The 18,348-nt window shown below is 67.5% G+C and carries 15 protein-coding genes; 6 read left to right on the top strand and 9 right to left on the bottom strand.

Features of this window, described 5'->3' with window-relative positions; all coding sequences use genetic code 11:
• Positions 1-4 precede the first annotated feature (4 nt).
• Both A37U_RS0126755 and A37U_RS0126750 read left to right on the top strand, forming a co-directional pair.
• A complete protein-coding gene (locus A37U_RS0126755) occupies positions 5-1,375 on the top strand; it encodes an FAD-binding oxidoreductase (protein ID WP_020499748.1) in 1,371 nt (456 codons plus the stop codon).
• A gap of 6 nt (positions 1,376-1,381) precedes the next feature.
• Positions 1,382-2,614, top strand: a complete 1,233-nt coding sequence (locus A37U_RS0126750) for an SAM-dependent methyltransferase (RefSeq protein WP_020499747.1) — start codon at positions 1,382-1,384, stop codon at positions 2,612-2,614.
• 41 nt (positions 2,615-2,655) lie between these two features.
• Here the strand turns inward: A37U_RS0126750 and A37U_RS0126745 are convergent, their stop codons facing one another.
• On the bottom strand, positions 2,656-3,411 hold the full coding sequence (locus A37U_RS0126745; RefSeq protein WP_020499746.1) for an AraC family transcriptional regulator: 756 nt from the start codon (positions 3,409-3,411) through the stop codon (positions 2,656-2,658).
• 135 nt (positions 3,412-3,546) lie between these two features.
• Between A37U_RS0126745 and A37U_RS0126740 the strand changes: the two genes are divergently transcribed.
• Together A37U_RS0126740 and A37U_RS0126735 are read left to right on the top strand one after the other, a co-directional pair.
• A complete protein-coding gene (locus tag A37U_RS0126740) occupies positions 3,547-4,827 on the top strand; it encodes an MFS transporter (protein WP_020499745.1) in 1,281 nt (426 codons plus the stop codon).
• Positions 4,828-4,937: 110 nt separating this feature from the next.
• Positions 4,938-6,323 carry an MFS transporter gene (locus A37U_RS0126735; protein WP_020499744.1) on the top strand — a complete coding sequence of 462 codons (1,386 nt, stop codon included), beginning with the start codon at positions 4,938-4,940 and terminating at the stop codon, positions 6,321-6,323.
• Here A37U_RS0126735 and A37U_RS0126730 read toward each other — a convergent pair.
• From A37U_RS0126730 to A37U_RS0126715, 4 genes are all read right to left on the bottom strand, one after another.
• Positions 6,295-7,449, bottom strand: coding sequence for an acyl-CoA dehydrogenase family protein (locus tag A37U_RS0126730; RefSeq protein WP_020499743.1), 1,155 nt, complete (start codon positions 7,447-7,449; stop codon positions 6,295-6,297). The two genes, A37U_RS0126735 and A37U_RS0126730, sit on opposite strands and share 29 nt — an antisense overlap.
• On the bottom strand, positions 7,450-9,414 hold the full coding sequence (locus tag A37U_RS0126725) for an ATP-binding protein (RefSeq protein WP_020499742.1): 1,965 nt from the start codon (positions 9,412-9,414) through the stop codon (positions 7,450-7,452).
• Between the two features lie 3 nt (positions 9,415-9,417).
• A complete protein-coding gene (locus A37U_RS0126720) occupies positions 9,418-11,022 on the bottom strand; it encodes a carboxyl transferase domain-containing protein (protein WP_020499741.1) in 1,605 nt (534 codons plus the stop codon).
• Between the two features lie 75 nt (positions 11,023-11,097).
• On the bottom strand, positions 11,098-11,901 hold the full coding sequence (locus A37U_RS0126715; RefSeq protein WP_020499740.1) for an SGNH/GDSL hydrolase family protein: 804 nt from the start codon (positions 11,899-11,901) through the stop codon (positions 11,098-11,100).
• Between the two features lie 178 nt (positions 11,902-12,079).
• Here A37U_RS0126715 and A37U_RS0126710 point away from each other — a divergent pair, with 178 nt between their 5' ends.
• The gene (locus A37U_RS0126710; protein WP_020499739.1) at positions 12,080-12,655 is read left to right on the top strand and encodes an SACE_7040 family transcriptional regulator; all 576 of its coding nucleotides are present in this window, start codon (positions 12,080-12,082) and stop codon (positions 12,653-12,655) included.
• On the opposite strand, the gene nicT is transcribed toward A37U_RS0126710, so the two are convergent.
• The 4 genes from nicT to A37U_RS0126690 form a co-directional block, all read right to left on the bottom strand.
• A complete protein-coding gene (nicT, locus tag A37U_RS45415) occupies positions 12,635-13,726 on the bottom strand; it encodes a Nickel transporter NicT (protein WP_020499738.1) in 1,092 nt (363 codons plus the stop codon). The two genes, A37U_RS0126710 and nicT, sit on opposite strands and share 21 nt — an antisense overlap.
• A 308-nt stretch (positions 13,727-14,034) precedes the next feature.
• A complete protein-coding gene (metX, locus tag A37U_RS0126700) occupies positions 14,035-15,156 on the bottom strand; it encodes a homoserine O-acetyltransferase MetX (RefSeq protein WP_020499737.1) in 1,122 nt (373 codons plus the stop codon).
• Between the two features lie 72 nt (positions 15,157-15,228).
• On the bottom strand, positions 15,229-16,536 hold the full coding sequence (locus A37U_RS0126695; protein WP_020499736.1) for a bifunctional o-acetylhomoserine/o-acetylserine sulfhydrylase: 1,308 nt from the start codon (positions 16,534-16,536) through the stop codon (positions 15,229-15,231).
• Complete coding sequence (locus tag A37U_RS0126690; protein WP_020499735.1) at positions 16,533-17,525, bottom strand: isopenicillin N synthase family dioxygenase; 993 nt, start codon at positions 17,523-17,525, stop codon at positions 16,533-16,535. Before A37U_RS0126690 ends, A37U_RS0126695 begins: the two co-directional genes overlap by 4 nt.
• A gap of 121 nt (positions 17,526-17,646) precedes the next feature.
• Here A37U_RS0126690 and A37U_RS45410 point away from each other — a divergent pair, with 121 nt between their 5' ends.
• Positions 17,647-18,345 carry a Clp protease N-terminal domain-containing protein gene (locus A37U_RS45410; RefSeq protein WP_020499734.1) on the top strand — a complete coding sequence of 233 codons (699 nt, stop codon included), beginning with the start codon at positions 17,647-17,649 and terminating at the stop codon, positions 18,343-18,345.
• Positions 18,346-18,348 lie beyond the last annotated feature (3 nt).

Genomic DNA, 18,348 nt, shown 5'->3' with positions numbered 1-18,348 from the left:
CCTCATGTCCGACTCCGGCCGCCTGCCAGACTACTCCTCCGCCGTACGCGATCTGCGTGCCCAGTACACCGCCTTTCCCCCGGGTACCCCCGTCCGGTTGGGCAAAGCCACATCGAACCTGTTCCGGTTCCGGGACAGCGGCGGACCGCGCCTGGATGTCGCCGCGTTCGACCAGGTATTCGGCGTCGACCCGGTCACGAGGACCGCGGAGGTCGGCGGGATGACCACCTACGAGCACCTGGTCGACGCGACCCTGCAGTACGGGCTGATGCCACTCGTGGTGCCGCAACTGAAAACGATCACCCTCGGCGGGGCGGTGGCGGGACTCGGTATCGAATCGACATCCTTCCAGCACGGTTTGCCGCACGAATCCGTACTGGAAATGGACATTCTCTGCACGAACGGCGAAATCGTCACCGCTTCCGCCGAGCAGAACCCCGATTTGTTCACCACCTTCCCGAATTCCTACGGAACACTCGGTTACGCATTGCGATTGCGCATCGAGCTGCAGCCGGTTTCCCCGTATGTCCGGCTGCGCCACGAGCGATTCGGTTCGGCGAGCGAGGCGGTGACCGCGATCGAGCAGATCTGCGCCGAACGGAGCTGGCGCGGGATCGGGGTGGACTTCATCGACGGCACCGTGTTCAGCCGCGAGGAGTGCTACCTGACCCTGGGCAGCTTCGTATCCGAGGCACCCGGTGGCACCAGCGACTACGCGGGCCAGCGGGTGTACTACAAATCGCTGCGCGAGCGCCCGGTGGACAACCTGACGGTGCGCGACTACCTGTGGCGCTGGGATGTGGACTGGTTCTGGTGCTCCCGGGCACTCGGCGCGCAGCACCCACTGGTGCGCCGGTTCTGGCCGCGCGCGAAACGGCGCTCGGATGTCTACCGGAAAGCCGTCGCGCTCGATCGCAAATACGGGTTCAGTTCCAAGGGCGCGAAACTGGTCGGCAAACCACAGCGCGAGCCGGTGATCCAGGATGTGGAGATCCCGGTCGAGCGACTGGCCGAGTTCCTCGATTTCTTCCACACCGAGATCGGCATTTCCCCGGTCTGGTTGTGCCCGCTGAAACTGCGCGGGGAACGCACCTGGCCGCTGTACCCGATGGAAGCGGACAAGCTGTACGTCAATGTGGGGTTCTGGGCGACCGTCCCACTCACCGGGTGGGAGCAGGAGGGGCATTTCAACCGGCTGATCGAACACAAGGTCACCGAGCTCGGCGGGCACAAATCGCTCTACTCGGAATCTTTCTACACCGAAGAGGAATTCTGGAAACTCTACAACGGTGCCGCCTACGAAAAGGCGAAGAAGAAGTACGACCCTCAGTCAAGGGCCAAAGATCTGTACACGAAATGTGTTCTCGGAGGATAGTACGCAATGCGGATCGCTGATGTTTTCTCGCGTATCACCGGCTCGGATTTTCCCGTCGAAGTGCGCGCCTATGACGGAAGTAGCACCGGAGACCGGAACGCGCCGGTGCGACTGGAGATCAACTCTCCGCTCGCGCTGTCCTACTTCGCCTCGGCACCCGGCCAGCTCGGCGTGGCCCGTGCGTACGTGGCGGGCACCATCGACGTGGTCGGGGACATGCACACCGGCCTTTCCCTGATGCCGAAGCTGAGCATGGCCGATATTCCGCGGGAGCTGCGGCTCAAGGTGTTCGCCAAGCTGGCCGCTGCCCGGTTCTGGTGGCCGGTGCAGCCGCCGCCGCAGGAGTCCACTGTGCGTGGGCGACGGCATTCGAAAAACCGGGACGCGAACGCCATCCACCACCACTACGACGTCTCGAACACCTTCTACCGCTACGTGCTCGGCCCCTCCATGGCCTACACCTGCGCGGTCTACGGCGCCGAGCACGACAGCCTCGAACAGGCCCAGTTCAACAAGCACGACCTGGTCGCGAAGAAAGTCGGGCTGCGCGAGGGCATGCGGCTGCTCGATGTCGGCTGTGGCTGGGGCGGCATGGTGCTGCACGCGGCGCGCGAGTACGGCGTGCGCGCCATCGGGGTCACCCTGTCCAAGCAGCAGGCCGAATGGGGCCAGCGCGCCATCAAGGAGGCCGGGCTCGACCATCTCGCCGAGATCCGGCACTCGGACTACCGCGACATCCCGGAGACCGAGTTCGACGCCATCTCCTCGATCGGGCTCACCGAACACATCGGGATGGCCGAGATCCCCGGCTACTTCCGGTCCCTGTACGCCAAACTCGTGCCCGGCGGGCGGATGCTGAATCACTGCATCACCCGCCCCGACGACTCCATGGCCGCCGAGACCGGGCCGTTCATCAACGGGTACGTCTTCCCGGACGGCGAACTCGAAGGGCCCGGCTGGCTCGCCTCCACCATGAACGCGGCGGGCTTCGAGATCCGGCACTCCGAGAACCTGCGCGAGCACTACGCGCTGACCCTGCGCGACTGGTGCGCCAACCTCGAGGAGAACTGGCGGGCCGCCGTGCACGAGGTCGGCATCGCGACCGCGCGGGTGTGGCGGCTCTACATGGCCGCCTCCCGGATGGGCTTCGACCGCAACATGATCCAGCTGCACCAGATCCTCGGCGTGAAGCTGGACGGGGAACACTCGCGCATGCCGCTGCGCCCCTCGTTCACCTGAGCAGGAGCACCCATCCGGTTCCGGCGGGCCCGGATGGGCGCTCAGCCGCGTTCCCCGGTGACCGCACTGCGGTATTTGCCCGGTGTCTGGCCGAGCGTGCGCGTGAAGACATCCACGAACGCACTGGTGGTCGCCCAGCCACAGCGTTGCCCGGCCTCGGTGACCGTGGCTCCCTCGGCGAGGCCGATCATCGCGTGGAAGATCCGGACGCTGGTTCGCCACTGAGGGTAGGTCAGCCCGAATTCGGTGCGGAACAACCGGGTGAGGGTGCGTTCGCTGACCCCGCTTCGCCGGGCGAGCCAGGCGATCCCGCGCGGCCGGGCCAGATCCTCGGTCACCAGCTCGCAGGCCCGCGCGAGGCGCCGGTCGCAGGGGACGGGCAGCAGCAAGGGCTGCAGCGCGGAGTGCCGCAGCCGGTCACACAGGACCGCCCGGATCCGTTCCCGTTCGTCCTCCGGAAGTTCGGGCGCGCTGCCCGCGATGAGCAGTTCCCGTAGCAACGGGCCGACCGAGACGATGGCCGGTGCCGCGGTCGGCAACGGCGCATCGGCCGATGCGAAGCCGATCGTGTACACGAGACTGGAACCGTGGACTCGGTGCTGGTGCGGGGTTTGCGCCGGAACCCACATCGCGCGGCTTCGCGAAGCCACCCACGCGGTCGCGTCCGTCCGCACCGCGAGGACACCGCTGCTGACGTAGATCAGCTGATGGAACGGATGCGCGTGGCGCTCGATCACCTCGCCCGCGACATGCCGATGCGCGGTGGTGACCAGCGACGCCTGTCCGTTTTCCGACATCGGCCCCCAGTCTAGCCGGACGGCGGGACGCGGCAGAGCGGTCGATCGGGACCAACCAGCCGATTGGCGGTTTTCCGAAAGAAGTCGGCGAGATAAGGAAAGCCTTGCCTTGCTTTCGGATGGAAGGGTGACCGGATGGCCTCCCCCGCCCGCGTCCCCGAGCGTGACTCGTCCCCGAAAACTCGCCTGCTCGGGCGGTTGCGTGGCGCCGCTCTCGACACCCGGCCGCTGCGCATCCGGGCCTACCGGCGACTGCTCTCCGGTCAGGCGTTGTCCTTTCTCGGCACCCAGGTCACCGAGGTCGCCGTGCCGATGCAGGTGTACCACCTTTCCGGCTCCTCGCTGTACGTCGGCCTCACCGGGCTCGCCGGCTTCGTCCCGCTGGTGTTCTTCGGTCTGTACGGCGGGGCGATCGCCGACCGGGTCGACCGGCGGATGCTGCACCTGTGGGCCTCGGCCGTGATCTGGGTGGTGACGGTCGGACTGCTGGCTCAGGCACTACTCGGGATCGGCTCCGTCGAGCTGCTGTTCGGGCTGCTCGCCGTCCAGTCCGCCGGTTTCGCCATCTCCTCCGCGGCGCGCGGCGCGATCATTCCTCGAATCGTTCCCACGGAGCTGGTCCCGGCCGCGAACACGCTGAACTTCACCGCGGGCAATATCGGCCAGATCGCCGGACCGCTGATCGCCGGGGCGCTCACCGGACTTCCGCACGGGTTCGCGCTGGCCTATGGAACCGATGCCGTGCTGTTCACCGCGCTGCTCTACGCGGCGATCCGGCTGCCCACGATCCCCGCGACCGGTACCGGCGAACGGCGCGCGGGAATGCGGATGGTGTGGGAGGGGCTGCGCTTCATCGGCCGCTACCCGGTGCTGTGGATGTCCTTCGCGGTGGACATCGCCGCGATGGTGCTGGCGATGCCCACCGCCCTGTTCCCGGAGGCCGCCGCCGTCCGGTTCCACGGTGGCGCCGGGCTGCTGTACTCCGCGATCGCCATCGGTGCCATCGTGGTCGGCGTGTTCAGTGGCTGGCTCGGCAGGATCCGCCGCCAGGGCCGCGCGCTCACCCTCGCGGTCCTCGCCTGGGCGGCGGCCATCGCGATCGCCGGGATGGTGCACCAGCTGTGGATCGCCGTCCTGCTGTTGTGCTGTGCGGGCGCGGCCGATCTGGTCAGTTCGGTCTACCGGCAGACCATCCTGCAGACCTTCGCACCGGACCGCATGCGCGGCCGCCTCCAGGGGGTGTTCACCGTCGTGGTCGCCGGTGGCCCGCGCCTCGGCGATCTGCGCGCCGGAGCGATGGCCTCGGCCACCGGTCTGACCTTCGCCTGGTCCGGCGGCGCGGTACTGTGCCTGATCCTGGTGTTGCTCGCCGCCGTTGCCGTGCGGCCGTTCTGGCGGTTCACCGCGAGCACCTGAGCCGCTCCGGCGAAACTGTGAGCCGAATCATCGCGTGTCGACTTCCGCACCGCGGTCCCGCGCTCCGGCAATGTGCTCAGCGAACGTATTGCCGAGAGTCGAGGAGAACAGTGATAACCGATGAGAATGCCGGGACGTGGCGGGAGCTGCGGTCGTACGGCGCCACGGTGGTCGTGTTGGCCGGCGGGGTGTTCGTCGGTGCGGTGAGCATCTATCTGGCGGCGAGCCTGCTGCCCACCGCGGTGGAGCAGATCGGCGGCGGGGAGCTTTACGCCTGGAACATGACGGTTTTCCTGGCCGGTCAGGTCATCGCGGCGATGCTGACGGCCACGGTGCTGCGCCGGATCGGTGCCCGGCCGGCCTATGCCACGGGATTCGGGGTGTTCGCGGCGGGCTCGGTGGTGTGCGCGCTGGCCCCGGCGATGCCGCTCATGCTGGCCGGTCGCGGGCTGCAGGGTCTCGGCGCCGGTCTGCTCAGCGGGCTGGGATTCGCGTTGATCCAGGCGAGTCTGCCGTCCGCGCTGTGGTCCCGCGGTACCGCGGTGATCTCGGCGATGTTCGGGGTGGGGAACTTCGTCGGACCCGCGGTCGGTGGCGCCATGGCCCAGGCCGGTGCCTGGCGCTGGGCGTTCGCCGCGCTGGCGATCTGCGCGGTGCTGCTCGGGGGTATCGCCGTGCGGGTGCTCCATCCGGACGGGGTTCCGGCGCAAGGTGAACTCCGGATACCGGTGTGGTCACTGGTATCCGTGGTGGCGGCGACCGGCGCACTGAGCGTGGCCGGTCTGACCGAGTCCTGGACGGTCCGGCTCGCACTCGTGTTCGCGGCCGCGGTCCTGCTGATCGGCTTCGTCCTGGTGGAGAGCAGGCATACGGTCCGCGTGCTTCCGGTGTCCACCTACCGGCGTGGCTCGGCCATGCGGTGGGTGTACCTGACGATCGCGGTGCTGGCCTCGGCGGTGGCGGTCGAGACGTTCCTGCCGCTGTTCGGGCAACGGCTGGGGCAGCTGCCGCCGGTGGCCGCCGGATTCTACGGCGCCGCGCTGTCGCTCGGCTGGGCGCTCACCCAGATCGGCAGCGCCTCCGCACGGGGGCGTGCGGTCTCCGTGCTGATCCTGGCCGGTCCGGCGGTGCTGACGGTCGGACTGGCTGCGCTGACGCTGCTGTTCGCCCCGAACGCCTCGGCCGTGCTCGTCCTGGCCTGGCTGGTCGCGCTTCTGGTGGCGGGCGCCGGGATCGGCATCGCGATGCCGCACCTGACCGCGCGGGCCATGTCGCTCGCGGAGAGTCCGGCCGAGGCACAACAGGCGGCGGCAGCGGTCGCGACGGTGCTCACGATGGCCACCGCGACCGGTGCCGCGATCGCCGTACTGCTGGTCGACATCGGCGGTCCGGAGCTGACCACCGCGGCCCGCTGTCTGTTCGCCGGGTTCACGATCATCGCCCTGCTCGGGGTGGGCACCGCCCGGCTCAGTGCAGGCCGAGCTCCCGCGCGATGAGCATCCGCTGCACCTCGGAGGTTCCCTCGCCGATCTCCAGGATCTTCGCGTCCCGGTAGAACCGGCCGACCGGGAACTCGTTCATGAAGCCGTAACCGCCGAAGATCTGGGTGGCATCCCGGGCATTGTCCATGGCGGCGTTGGAGGCGGTGAGCTTGGCGATCGCCGCCTCCTTCTTGAACGGCTTGCCGCGCAACATCTTCCCGGCCGCGGCGTAGTAGGCCAGCCGCGCGTTGTGCGTGCGCAGTTCCATATCGGCGAGCTTGAACTGGATCGCCTGATACCCACCGATGGTCTTGCCGAAGGTACTGCGTTCGCGCACATAGCGCAGGCTTTCGTCCACGCAGCCCTGCGCGAGACCGGTGGAGAGCGCGGCGATCGCGATCCGGCCCTCGTCCAGAATGGACAGGAACTGGGCATATCCGCGGCCGCGTTCACCGAGCAGGTTCTCGGCGGGGACCCGGCAGTCGTCGAAGGAAAGCGGGTGGGTGTCCGAGGCGTTCCAGCCGACCTTCGAGTACTTCTTCTCGACAGTGAGCCCCGGGGTCCCGCTCGGCACCAGGATGGTGGAGATTTCCTTGCCACCATCGGGTTTTTTCCCGGTGACCGCGGTCGCGGTGACCAGTGCGGTGATATCGGTTCCGGAGTTGGTGATGAACGCCTTGGACCCGTTGAGCACCCATTCCCCGTTGTCCAGCACGGCGGTGGTGCGGGTGGCCCCGGCATCGGAGCCGCCGTCCGGTTCGGTGAGCCCGAACGCGCCGAGTTTCGTTCCCGCGGTCAGTTCGGGCAGCCAGCGGCGTTTCTGCTCCTCGGTGCCGTACCGGTAGAGCGGCATGATCCCGAGCGAGACCCCGGCTTCCACGGTGACCGCCACCGAGGAGTCCACCCGGGCGAGCTCCTCGAGCGCGAGGCACAGCGCGAAGTAATCCCCGCCCATGCCACCGTATTCCTCGCTCACCGGGAGTCCGAACAGACCCATCCGGCCCATTTTCCCGACGATCTCGTACGGGAACTCGTCGCGTTCGTAGAAGTCCCCGATCACCGGGGCCACCTCGGCCTGCGCGAACTCCTCGACGGTCTTGCGCAGCGCCTCGTGCTCTTCACCAAGTTCGAAGTCGATCATTCAACTCACCTCGATTACCGCGAGAACTTCGCCGAGTGCCACGGATTTCCCGACCTCGGCAGGCAATTCGGTCACCACTCCGTGCACCCCGGACGTGATGGTGTGCTCCATCTTCATCGCCTCCACGACCGCAATGGGCGCACCGGCGCGCACCGTTTCCCCGAGCGCGGCCTTGACGAGCAGTACGGTGCCGGGCATCGGGGAGACCACCGGTCCACCACGCGCCCCGGCCTCTTTTCGGTTCGCCGCGAGCCGCTCGATCTCGGTGAGCTGCCAGCACGCGCCCTCGTGGGCGAGCCACAGTGAATCCCCGGTGCGCGCCTCGGCGTAGACCCGGCGCACCCCGGCGAATTCCACGACCAGCGCACCCTCGGCCCGGCGCGCGCTCGCGGTGACCGGTTCGGCCTCCCCGATCGCGACCTCGGCCCGTCCGGCGCGCCCGCGCAGCGCGATCGCGAGTGGTTCCCCGCCGGGAACCGCGAGCTGCCAACGGGTCCAGGCGTGTTCCCCGATCCGCCAGCCACCGGGCGTCGCCCATGGATCGGTGCCCGCGTTCGCCTCCTGCCACAGTGCGCGTTCCATGGCCGCGGCGACGAGCACGTGCTCCGGCGGCTCGGTTTCCAGGTAACGCTCGAGATTCCGCTCCACCAGTCCGGTGTCGAGTTCACCGGCGCGCACCTGCGGGTCGGCGAGCAGGGCGCGCAGAAAGGCGATGTTGTTGGGCACCCCGAGCAGCACGGTCTCACCGAGCGCGGTGCGCAGTTTCCCGATCGCCTCGTCCCGACTCGGGGCGTGCGCGATGTACTTGGCGAGCATCGGGTCGTAGTGGCTGGTGACGCTGTCCCCGCGCTCGATCCCGGAGTCCACCCTTACCTGCGCGGGTTCGGCGAGCGCGTGCACGGTTCCCCCGGAAGGCAGGAAACCCAGTTCCGACACGGTTTCCGCGTACACCCGCACCTCGACGGCATGCCCGTCGAAGACCGGTTCGGTCACCGAGAGCGGAAGCCCGGCCGCGGCGCGCAGTTGCTGTTCCACCAGGTCCACCCCGGTGACCAGTTCGGTGACCGGATGCTCGACCTGCAGGCGGGTGTTCATCTCCATGAAGAAGAACTCCTCCGGCCGGTCCCCGGACACGATGAACTCCACCGTGCCCGCGCCGACATAGCCCACCGCGGCGGCCGCATCGACCGCGGCGGCGCCCATCCGTTCCCGCGTGGCCGCGTCGAGCAGCACCGAGGGGCACTCCTCCACGATCTTCTGGTGGCGGCGCTGCAGCGAGCATTCCCGCTCACCGAGGTGGATCGTGTTGCCGAGGGAATCGGCGAGCACCTGGATCTCGATGTGCCGCGGATTGCGCACGAACCGCTCGATCAGCAGCGTGTCGTCCCCGAATGCGGCGGCCGCCTCCCGGCGCGCGGAGGCGATCGCCTCGGGCAGTTCCCCGGCCTCGGTGACCTGGCGCATGCCCTTGCCCCCACCACCCGCGGATGGCTTGAGCAGCACCGGAAATCCGACCTCCGCGGCCGCCTCGATCAGCTCCGCGTCGCTCATTCCCGATTCGGTCCGCCCGGGCACGACGGGAACACCGGCCGCGGTCACCGTCTGCTTGGCACGGATCTTGTCGCCCATCGCCTCGATCGCACTCGACGGCGGGCCGATGAACACGATCCCCTCGCGCGCGCAGGTAGCGGCGAATTCGGTGTTCTCGCTGAGGAATCCGTACCCGGGGTGGATCGCCTGCGCGCCACTCGCACGGGCGGCTTCGAGAATGCCCGGAATGGACAGATAGCTCCGCGCGGCCTCGGCGGGCCCGATGCGCACCGCGCTGTCCGCCGCGCGCACGTGCCGCGCGTCCGCGTCCGCATCGGAGTACACCGCGACCGAGCGAATTCCCATGCGCCGCAGGGTCTTCGCGATCCGGACCGCGATCTCACCGCGGTTGGCGATCAGTACCGTTTCGAACATCGCTCACATCCGGAAGACGCCGTTGGAAATGGGTTCGAGCTCGGCATTGGCCGCCGAGGCGAGCCCCAGTCCGAGCACCATGCGGGTGTCGGCGGGATCGATGACCCCGTCGTCCCAGATCCGCGCGGTGGAGTAGTAGGGATTTCCCTGCGCCTCGTACTGCTCACGGATCGGGTCCTTGAATTCCTCTTCCGCCTCCGCGCTCCAGTCATCGCCGAGCTGTTCCCGGCGCACCGTGGCGAGCACCGATGCCGCCTGCTCCCCGCCCATGACCGAGATCCGCGCGTTCGGCCACATCCACAGGAACCTCGGTGAATAGGCGCGCCCGCACATGGAGTAGTTCCCCGCACCGAAGGAACCGCCGATGATCACGGTGAACTTCGGCACCCGCGCGCAGGCGACCGCGGTGACCATTTTCGCGCCGTGCTTGGCGATCCCGCCCGATTCGTACTGCTTCCCCACCATGAACCCGGTGATGTTCTGCAGGAAAACCAGGGGAATCCTGCGCTGATCGCACAGTTCGATGAAATGCGCGCCCTTCATCGCGGACTCGGAGAACAGCACTCCGTTGTTCGCCACGATCCCCACCGGATGGCCGTGGATCCGCGCGAAACCGGTCACCAGGGTGGTGCCGTAGTTCTGCTTGAACTCCGCGAACCGGGAACCATCCACGATCCTGGCGATCACCTCGCGCACATCGTAGGGAGTGCGCGAATCCGCCGGCACCACACCGTAGAGCTCATCGGCCGGGTAGACGGGCGGTTCCGGCTCGGCGCGCTCCCAGGGCGGGGCCACCCGCGGACCGAGTGTGGACACGATCCGGCGCACCAGCTGCAGCGCGTGCGCGTCGTCCTCGGCGAGGTGATCGGTCACCCCGGAGGTACCCGAGTGCAGCTCGCCGCCGCCCAGTTCCTCCGCGGTGACCACTTCCCCGGTCGCCGCCTTCACCAGGGGCGGGCCGCCGAGGAAGATCGTGCCCTGCTCGCGCACGATCACCGCCTCGTCGCTCATCGCGGGCACATAGGCGCCACCTGCCGTGCAGGATCCGAGCACCGCGGCGATCTGCGGGATGCGGTGCGCGGACATGGTCGCCTGGTTGTAGAAGATCCGCCCGAAATGTTCCCGGTCCGGGAACACCTCGTCCTGGCGCGGCAGAAAGGCACCGCCCGAGTCGACCAGATAGATACACGGCAGGTTGTTGTGCAGCGCCACTTCCTGGGCGCGCAGATGCTTTTTCACCGTCATCGGGTAGTACGTTCCGCCCTTGACCGTGGCATCGTTGGCCACGATCACGCATTCCCGGCCGTGCACCCTGCCGATCCCGGTGATGATCCCCGCGGCGGGCGCCTCATCGGAGTACATGCCGTCGGCCGCGAGCGTGGACAGCTCGAGGAACGGGGAGCCGGGATCGACCAGCGCGTCGACCCGGTCGCGGGGCAGCAATTTCCCGCGCGCCACATGCCGCTCGCGTGACTTGGCCGAACCCCCGAACCGTGCTGTCGCCAGCCGGTCTTCGAGCTCGGTGCGCAGCGCGGCATGCGCCTCGGCATTACTCGTGAACGCCGCCGATGCCGGATCGGCCTTGCTCTGCAGCACGGGCGCGTCCATCTTGCTCCTCGTTAGTCGCCGTTAACCCTGCCTAGAGGTTAACGCTTACTAACAGGCGCGTCCAGTGCACGTGTCCTAGACCGCGGCGGCCGCCTTGCCCGCCGCACTGAACGCGGGCAGATAGCCCTCGGACTGCCCCTTCGGGTTCGGGTGATAGGACTCGTCGACCGGCCAGGTGGTGCTGTGCAGCCACGGATCGGCGGTGCAGATCCGGTGCGCGGAGAAGGCCGAGCGCACATCCACGAAGGTGGCCCCGGCGGCCTTGGCGCGCGCAGCCAGCTGCGTGTCGAGCTCATCGGCGGCGTTGTCGATATAACCGCGCGAGGTGTCCGAGAGACCGGCCGAGCAGGAACCGCCGATCTTGTACAGCTCCGGATAGCCGAGCACGACCAGCTTGGCGTTCGGCGCTGCCGCCTTGATCTTCTGGTACGTGGTGTCGAGCTGACCGGGCAGTGTCGTGTGCACGTAGTCGATCGCCTTGTCGGTCGCCGTCTTGCAGCCCGCGTCACCACCGCTGATGCAGGAGGTCAGGGTCGGGGTGAACCCCGCGTCGTTGCCGCCGATGTTGATCGAGACCAGGCTCGTCGCCGAACTGAGCGCGGAAAGCTGTCCGGAAACCACATCCCCGGTCTTGGCGCCGAGGCAGGCGGCGAAGCTGAACGAGGCCGGTTTGTTCGCCGCCGCCCACAACTTCGGGTAGGCGTTCGCGCTGCGCTTGCAGTTCCCCGAAGCAGGGTCGTAGTCCCCGGAACCGACCCCGGCCGAGTACGAGTCGCCGAGCGCGACATAGTTCGTGGCCTGCGTCGCATTCGCCGGCATCGCGCCGAGCAGTCCGATTCCGAGCGCGCATGCCCCGGCGAGACCGAGCAGTTTCCGCATGAGAGCCCCCTTGTTCTGTGCTGTGGACAGCTGTGGGCGGTCACAGAACTTGTAGCACTCGCGGACCCCGGAAGCGAGATCGTCGCCACAAAATGCACCGAATGGACGCAGAACCCGGCACAACGGCTACCGCGCGTTGTTAACAGCAGCTAACCTGACTGTGGAGAAAGGAGTTCGTGTGACGCTGGCGGAGGACACGGCGAGACCGGCGCGGCGCGAGCAGATCCTCGACGCCGCGGCCGGGCTGTTCGCCACACACGGCTACCACGGTGTCGGTATCGACGACATCGGCGCGGCGGTCGGCATTTCCGGTCCCGCGCTCTATCGGCATTTCCGCAGCAAGGACGCGATGCTCTCGGAAATGCTCACCGCGATCAGCGACCGGCTCTGGGCAGGCGGGCAGCAGCGGCGCGCGGCCGAGGACCCGTTGCGCGAACTGATCGCCTTCCACGTGGACTTCGCGCTCGACAATCCCGCGCTGATCGTGGTCCAGGAGCGCAATCTGGCCCACCTGACCGAATCCGACCGCAAGCGGGTGCGCGCCCAGCAGCGCCGCTACGTGGAACTGTGGGTCGAGGCGATCCGCGCCACGATCCCGGAGACCGGTGAGCTCACCGCCCGCGCGGCCGCGCACGCGGTGTTCGGGCTGATCAACTCCACCCCGCACAGCAGGCTGCTCGGCCGCGGACGGATGGCCGAACTGCTCACCGCGATGGCCCTCGGCGCGATCGAGTCACTCGCTGCGGGCGACTGAACCACTCGGGGTGCCCATCCGCTGCTCGACCTTCCCGATCCGCCACACCGCGAGCGCGATCGCCCAGGTGAGCACGAAAATCCCGACGATGGCGAAACCGACGTAATCCAGGTCGAGATTCGCAATCCAGGCGAGCGGCCCGGAATTCACATCCAGTTTCTCGGCGAGCAGGCCGATCAGTTCGACCAGCCCGACCACCAGCGCCACCGCGACCGAGAGCGCGGTGACGGTCATGTTGTAGTACACCTTGCGCACCGGGGTCGCGAACGCCCAGCCGTAGGCGAAGTTCATGAAACACCCGTCGATGGTGTCCAGCAGGCTCATCCCCGCGGCGAACAACAGCGGGAGGGTGAGAATCGCGTACCACGGAAGGGAAAACGCCGCTGCCCCACCGGCGAGCACCAGCAGGCTGATCTCGGTCGCGGTATCGAAACCGAGTCCGAACAGCAGTCCGAGCGGGTACATCTGCCACGGTTTGCGGATCGAACGGGCGACCGGGCCGAGCAGTCGGTTCATGAATCCGCGGCTAGCCAGCCGCTGTTCCAGTTCGTGCTCGTCGTAGTTCCCGGAGCGCAATCCGCGGAACACCCGCACGATATGGCGCAGTGCCACCAGATTGAGCAGCCCGATCAGCATCAGGAACACCCCGGAGACCACGGTGCCGATCACCCCGGCCACCGCCTGCAGGGTCGATGCCTCGTTCGTCACCTGTCCGGCGAGTGCCCTGATCCCGAAGCTGAGCAGCACACACAGCCCGAACACCACCGAGGAATGCCCGAGCGAGAACCAGAAACCCACCGAAACGGGGCGTTTCTTCTCGGCCATGAGTTTGCGCGTGGTGTTGTCGATCGCGGCGATGTGATCCGCGTCGAACGCGTGCCGCATCCCGAGCAGATAAGCGGTGACCCCGAGCCCGATACCGAACACCTGGCTGCCCGCAAGCGTGAAATGCTGCGGTGCCACCAGAAACACCAGCGAGCCCCAGCCGAGCACGTGCAACAACAGGATGAACGCGGTCATCCCGAGCATCGCGAGCTTGCCTTCCCGGCCCAGCCGCAGCGTGTCCGTCACCCGAACCTCCTCAGAACAGCACGCTCTTGCAGTTGCCAGTGTGTGGCAACAACGCCGAACAGGGAAGGGTTCTCACCCTGGGTACGCGCGCTTCGTGAGGTTCAGGTGGTAGAGGTCGTTTCATCATGGCCGCCGTCGCGAGCGGGACTGTGTCCCAGCGGGACACCCGCGCCCGAGGCAGTGGGTGAGCCGCGCGGCGGAGGATTGGGCCGCAGTGGGTTTCTGCGGTGATTGACGACAATGCGCGCCGTGCCTGCGCTGCGCTGGCCCCGCGCAGCAGGTGGTGTCTTTGTGAAATGACCTCTTGCTCAGCCGCTCAGAAATTCGGCGAGCGGTTGGGCGAGTTGTTCGGTCTCGATCAGGAAACCGTCGTGCCCGTGCGGTGAATCGAGCACCAGCAGCGGACGCGCTTTCGGCACCGTTTCCGCGATCCGGCGCTGCTGCTCGAGCGGATAGAGCCGGTCCGAGCTGACCCCGACGGCCAGGGTTTCCGCGCTGATCGAGCCGAGCGCGCGCTCCAGGCCACCGCGCGCGCGGCCGATGTCGTGTCCGTTCATGCTGCGGCTGAGCACGACGTAGCTGCCCGCGTCGAAACGGTGCATGAGCTTGCCCGCGTGATGGTCCAAATAGGACTCGATCGCGAATCTTCCGCCGTTGTAAGGGTTTTCTCCGTCCTGGAACGAGCGGCCGAACCGATCGTCGAACTCCAGCGCGCTGCGATAGCTCAACTGCGCCATGCGCCGCGCGGCGCCGAGTCCCTCCGTCGGCCCCTGCTCGATGTGGTAATAGTCCCCGCCGTTCCAGCGCGGATCCCCTTCTATCGTCCGGATCTGGGTGCTGCTCCAGGCGATCTGGTCCGCCGAGGCGGCCGCGACCGTGGCCAGCGGGATGAGTTTGGCGACCCGGTCCGGGTACATCACGGCCCATTCCAGTGCGCGCATCCCGCCCATGGAACCGCCGATCACAGCCGCCCAGCGGGTGACGCCGAGGTGTTCGGTGAGTTCGAGCTCGGCGGCGACCTGATCGCGCACCGTCAGCGCGGGAAACCGGCCGCCCCATGGCCAGCCGTCCGGGCGCGGGGTGGCCGGGCCGGTGGAGCCCTGGCAGCCACCGAGCACGTTCGGTGCCACCACGAAGTACCGCCGGGTATCGATGGCCTTTCCCTCCCCGACAAGGCCGTTCCACCAGCCCGGCGAGGGGTGCCCAGGGCCCTGCGCACCGGCGACGTGACTGTCCCCGGTGAGCGCGTGCTCGATCAGGATCGCGTTGTCCCGCTCGGGATTCAGCGTTCCCCAGGTCTCATAGGCGAGGGTGTACTCCGGGAACGCCGCCCCGGACTCGGTGAGCAGACCCCACCGGGCGGTGAAGAACTTCCGCCGCCCGGTGGGGTCTCCCTCCCGCCAGCCCCCGCTGATGGTCACCTCACTCACTCGTCTCCTGCCGCACCATGGCTCGACTCCTCACTCGCTGTGCTCCGCGGGCCGCGGGCGGCCCTACGATGCTCAATCGACCGTCGTCTTCGCCGCACGGAACCCGGATTCGAGATCCCCCTTGAGGTCCTCGATTCCCTCCAACCCTACGGCGAGCCGCACCAGCCCGGGAGTGACCCCACTGGAGAGCTGCTCGGTCTCGGAGAGCTGGCTGTGCGTGGTGGACGCGGGGTGCACGATGAGGCTGCGCACATCCCCGATGTTCACCAGCTGGCTGTGCAGTTCGGTGCCGTCCACGAACTTCCGGCCCGCTTCGGCCCCGCCGCGCAGATCGAAGGACAGCACCGCACCCGCTCCGCGAGGCAGGTATTTCTGTGCGGCACCGTGATACGGGCTCGACGGCAGGCCCGCGTAGTACACCCGCTCCACCTCGCTGCGGGACTCCAGCCATTCGGCGAGCGCCTGCGCATTGGCCACGTGCCGCTCGATCCGCAGGGAAAGCGTTTCGATCCCTTGCAGGATGAGGAAACTGTTCAACGGGGAGATCGCGGCACCAGTGTCCCGGAGCAGCTGCACGCGCGCCTTCGCCGCATAGGCGCCCGGGCCGAGCGCCTCCCAGAACTTGAGGCCGTGATAACTCGGATCCGGTTCGGTGAAACCGGGGAACCGCTGCGGATCGGCACCGAAATCGAAGGTTCCCGCGTCCACCAGCAGCCCGGCCACCGTGGTGCCGTGCCCGCCGAGGTATTTCGTCGCCGAATGCAGCACCACATCCGCGCCGTGCTCGATCGGGCGGAGCAGATACGGCGTCGGAACCGTGTTGTCCACGATGAGCGGGACTCCGGAATCGTGCGCGATATCGGCGACCGCCCGGATATCGAGCACATTGCTTCCCGGATTGGCCAGGGTTTCGGCGAAGAACAGTTTGGTGTTCTCCCGTACCGCGGAACGCCAGGAATCGAGGTCGTCCTGATCGGAGACGAAACTGACCTCGATACCCAGTTTCGGCAGGGTGTAATGGAAGAGGTTGTAGGTCCCGCCGTAGAGCGCCGGGCTGGACACGATGTGGTCACCGGAATTGGCGAGGTTGAGCACCGCAGCGGTGGTCGCGGCCGATCCGGAGGCGAACGCCAGCCCGGCGACCCCGCCCTCGAGCGCGGCGACGCGCTGCTCGAGCACTTCCTGGGTCGGGTTGTTGATCCTGGTGTAGATGTTCCCCGGTTCCGCGAGGCTGAACAGGTCCGCGCCGTGCTGTGAATCGCGGAAGACATAGGAGGTGGTCTGGTAGATCGGGGTCGCCCGCGCACCCGTCGTCGGATCCGGTTCCGCCCCGGAGTGGATCTGCTTCGTCTCGAACGACCAATTCGGTGCTTCGGTCATGACAGTTTCTCCTCAGTGCGCTCTACGAGCTCCTTGTGGTGCCGGTTCGCGACCTCGGGATGGGCGCGCAGCCAGCCTTTCATGGCGTTGTTTCCGTACACGTCGAATAGGGGATTGTCCGGATCGGCGGTGAATCCCGGGGCGTCCGCGACGAATTCGGCCGGTAATTGCCGCACCCGGTAATCGAGGCTCGGATTGTAGAAGAAAGCCACCGAATACCGTTCCGATCCGGTAGCCACGACCCGGTGCGGGGTGGCGATCAGCCTGCCGCGCGAGGCCACCTCGAGCAGTTCCCCGAGGTTCACGATGAACGCGCCGGGCCGCGGTTCGACGGCGATCTCCTGCCCGGCGCGCGGTTGCACCCGCAGCCCAGGGACACCGTCGGAGAGCAGCAGGGTCAGGAAGCCGTAGTCCTTGTGGGTACCGACACCCTGTTCGTTGGCCGCCGCACCGAGTCCCGGATAGCGGATCAGTTTGAGGTGCACGTGCGGGTCCTCGGCGAAGGCATCGGCGAAGAAACCGCGCGGACCACCGAGCGCGACCACGAACTCGTCGAGCAGGCGATCGGCCACCGGGCGCAGTTTCTCCAGCCAACCGAGCACGATCGGGCGCAGCTCCGGGAGCGCGGGCGGCCAGCGATTCGGTCCGCGCAACCAGTGATAGGCGGGTTCTCCCTCGGCAGGCGCGCGCGCCGGGAGCTCTTCGGCGATATCGAGTTGTTCCCGCGAGTCGGCTCGCCCGTTCGTGTGTTCCGTACCCAGCCTCGTGTACCCGCGGAAATGCGGCGAGCCCAGATTGCTGATCGCCAGTCGGTCCTGCTCGGGGAGGGCGAAGAATTCCTTGGTCACGGCAAGGATCCGGTCGATCTCCGACTGCGCGATCCCGTGACCGGTCAACTGGAAAAACCCGATCTCCTCGGCGGCACGCGCCAATTCCGCACGACGGCTCTCGATCTCCGCGAGATCGATGACCGGAATGTCGAGCTCCATGCCCAGCGAAGCTAATCGCGACGCCCGAGGGCGACAACTCAGGTCCAGGCACCGGGAAAGAGTCGACCTCAGCGTCAACTCGTCCTTGACGGTCCAGTGACGTCAATCTATCGTTGACGGCATGGCGAACATCCAACTGCACCAACTCATCGACGAACTCGAAACACAGACCCCCAGCGCCACCGAACTCGAACGGGTCGGCGAGGCCCAGCGGCGTGCCCAATCCCTCGCCGACCTCGGTGATCAGCTCGTCGGACACTTCGTCGCCAGGGCGCGGGACACCGGCGCGTCCTGGGCCCAGATCGGCGAAGCCATCGGCGTCTCCAAACAGGCCGCCCAGCAGCGGGACACCTTCCGGATGTACGAACGGTTCACCGATCGCGCCCGCCAGGCACTCGTCCAATCCCAGGATGTGGCACGGACCCACAACGGCGCCTCCATCACCGGCGAACACCTGCTGCACGGCACCCTGTCCATCAGGGAAGGCGTCGCCGCCCTCATCGTCGATCAGCTCAGCGGATCCCTGGACACCGTGCTCGAACAGCTCGTACAGCGGTTCCCGCGGGACGCCGAGACCCCGCCGCTACGGCTCGTCTACGCCGAAATGGGCCGCCGCGTCATCGACGAGACCGTCAAGGTCGCGCTCAAGCTCAACCACAACTACGTCGGCACCGAACACCTGCTGCTCGGGGTGCTGGCCGCGGGCGGACCGGCCGCGGCGCTGCTCAACGAGCACGGCGTGACCAGCGAATCGGCCGAGCCGCTGATCCTGGAGAAGATCGACGAGATCGTGGCGAACCTGAAACGCCAGCAGCAGTAGTCC

This window comes from Sciscionella marina DSM 45152 (assembly GCF_000379465.1).
In the GTDB taxonomy this organism is placed as follows: domain Bacteria; phylum Actinomycetota; class Actinomycetes; order Mycobacteriales; family Pseudonocardiaceae; genus Sciscionella; species Sciscionella marina.
Note: the sequence above shows the minus strand (reverse complement) of the source record. Positions and strands in the feature narration are given on the sequence as shown.

Coding starts and splice junctions, on each gene's coding strand:
- A37U_RS45410 (WP_020499734.1), top strand. CDS start 17,647: ATGGCGAACATCCAACTGCACCAACTCATCGACGAACTCGAAACACAG.
- A37U_RS0126690 (WP_020499735.1), bottom strand. CDS start 17,525: ATGGAGCTCGACATTCCGGTCATCGATCTCGCGGAGATCGAGAGCCGT.
- A37U_RS0126695 (WP_020499736.1), bottom strand. CDS start 16,536: ATGACCGAAGCACCGAATTGGTCGTTCGAGACGAAGCAGATCCACTCC.
- A37U_RS0126720 (WP_020499741.1), bottom strand. CDS start 11,022: ATGGACGCGCCCGTGCTGCAGAGCAAGGCCGATCCGGCATCGGCGGCG.
- A37U_RS0126745 (WP_020499746.1), bottom strand. CDS start 3,411: ATGTCGGAAAACGGACAGGCGTCGCTGGTCACCACCGCGCATCGGCAT.
- A37U_RS0126740 (WP_020499745.1), top strand. CDS start 3,547: ATGGCCTCCCCCGCCCGCGTCCCCGAGCGTGACTCGTCCCCGAAAACT.
- A37U_RS0126725 (WP_020499742.1), bottom strand. CDS start 9,414: ATGTTCGAAACGGTACTGATCGCCAACCGCGGTGAGATCGCGGTCCGG.
- A37U_RS0126750 (WP_020499747.1), top strand. CDS start 1,382: ATGCGGATCGCTGATGTTTTCTCGCGTATCACCGGCTCGGATTTTCCC.
- A37U_RS0126730 (WP_020499743.1), bottom strand. CDS start 7,449: ATGATCGACTTCGAACTTGGTGAAGAGCACGAGGCGCTGCGCAAGACC.
- A37U_RS0126755 (WP_020499748.1), top strand. CDS start 5: ATGTCCGACTCCGGCCGCCTGCCAGACTACTCCTCCGCCGTACGCGAT.
- A37U_RS0126715 (WP_020499740.1), bottom strand. CDS start 11,901: ATGCGGAAACTGCTCGGTCTCGCCGGGGCATGCGCGCTCGGAATCGGA.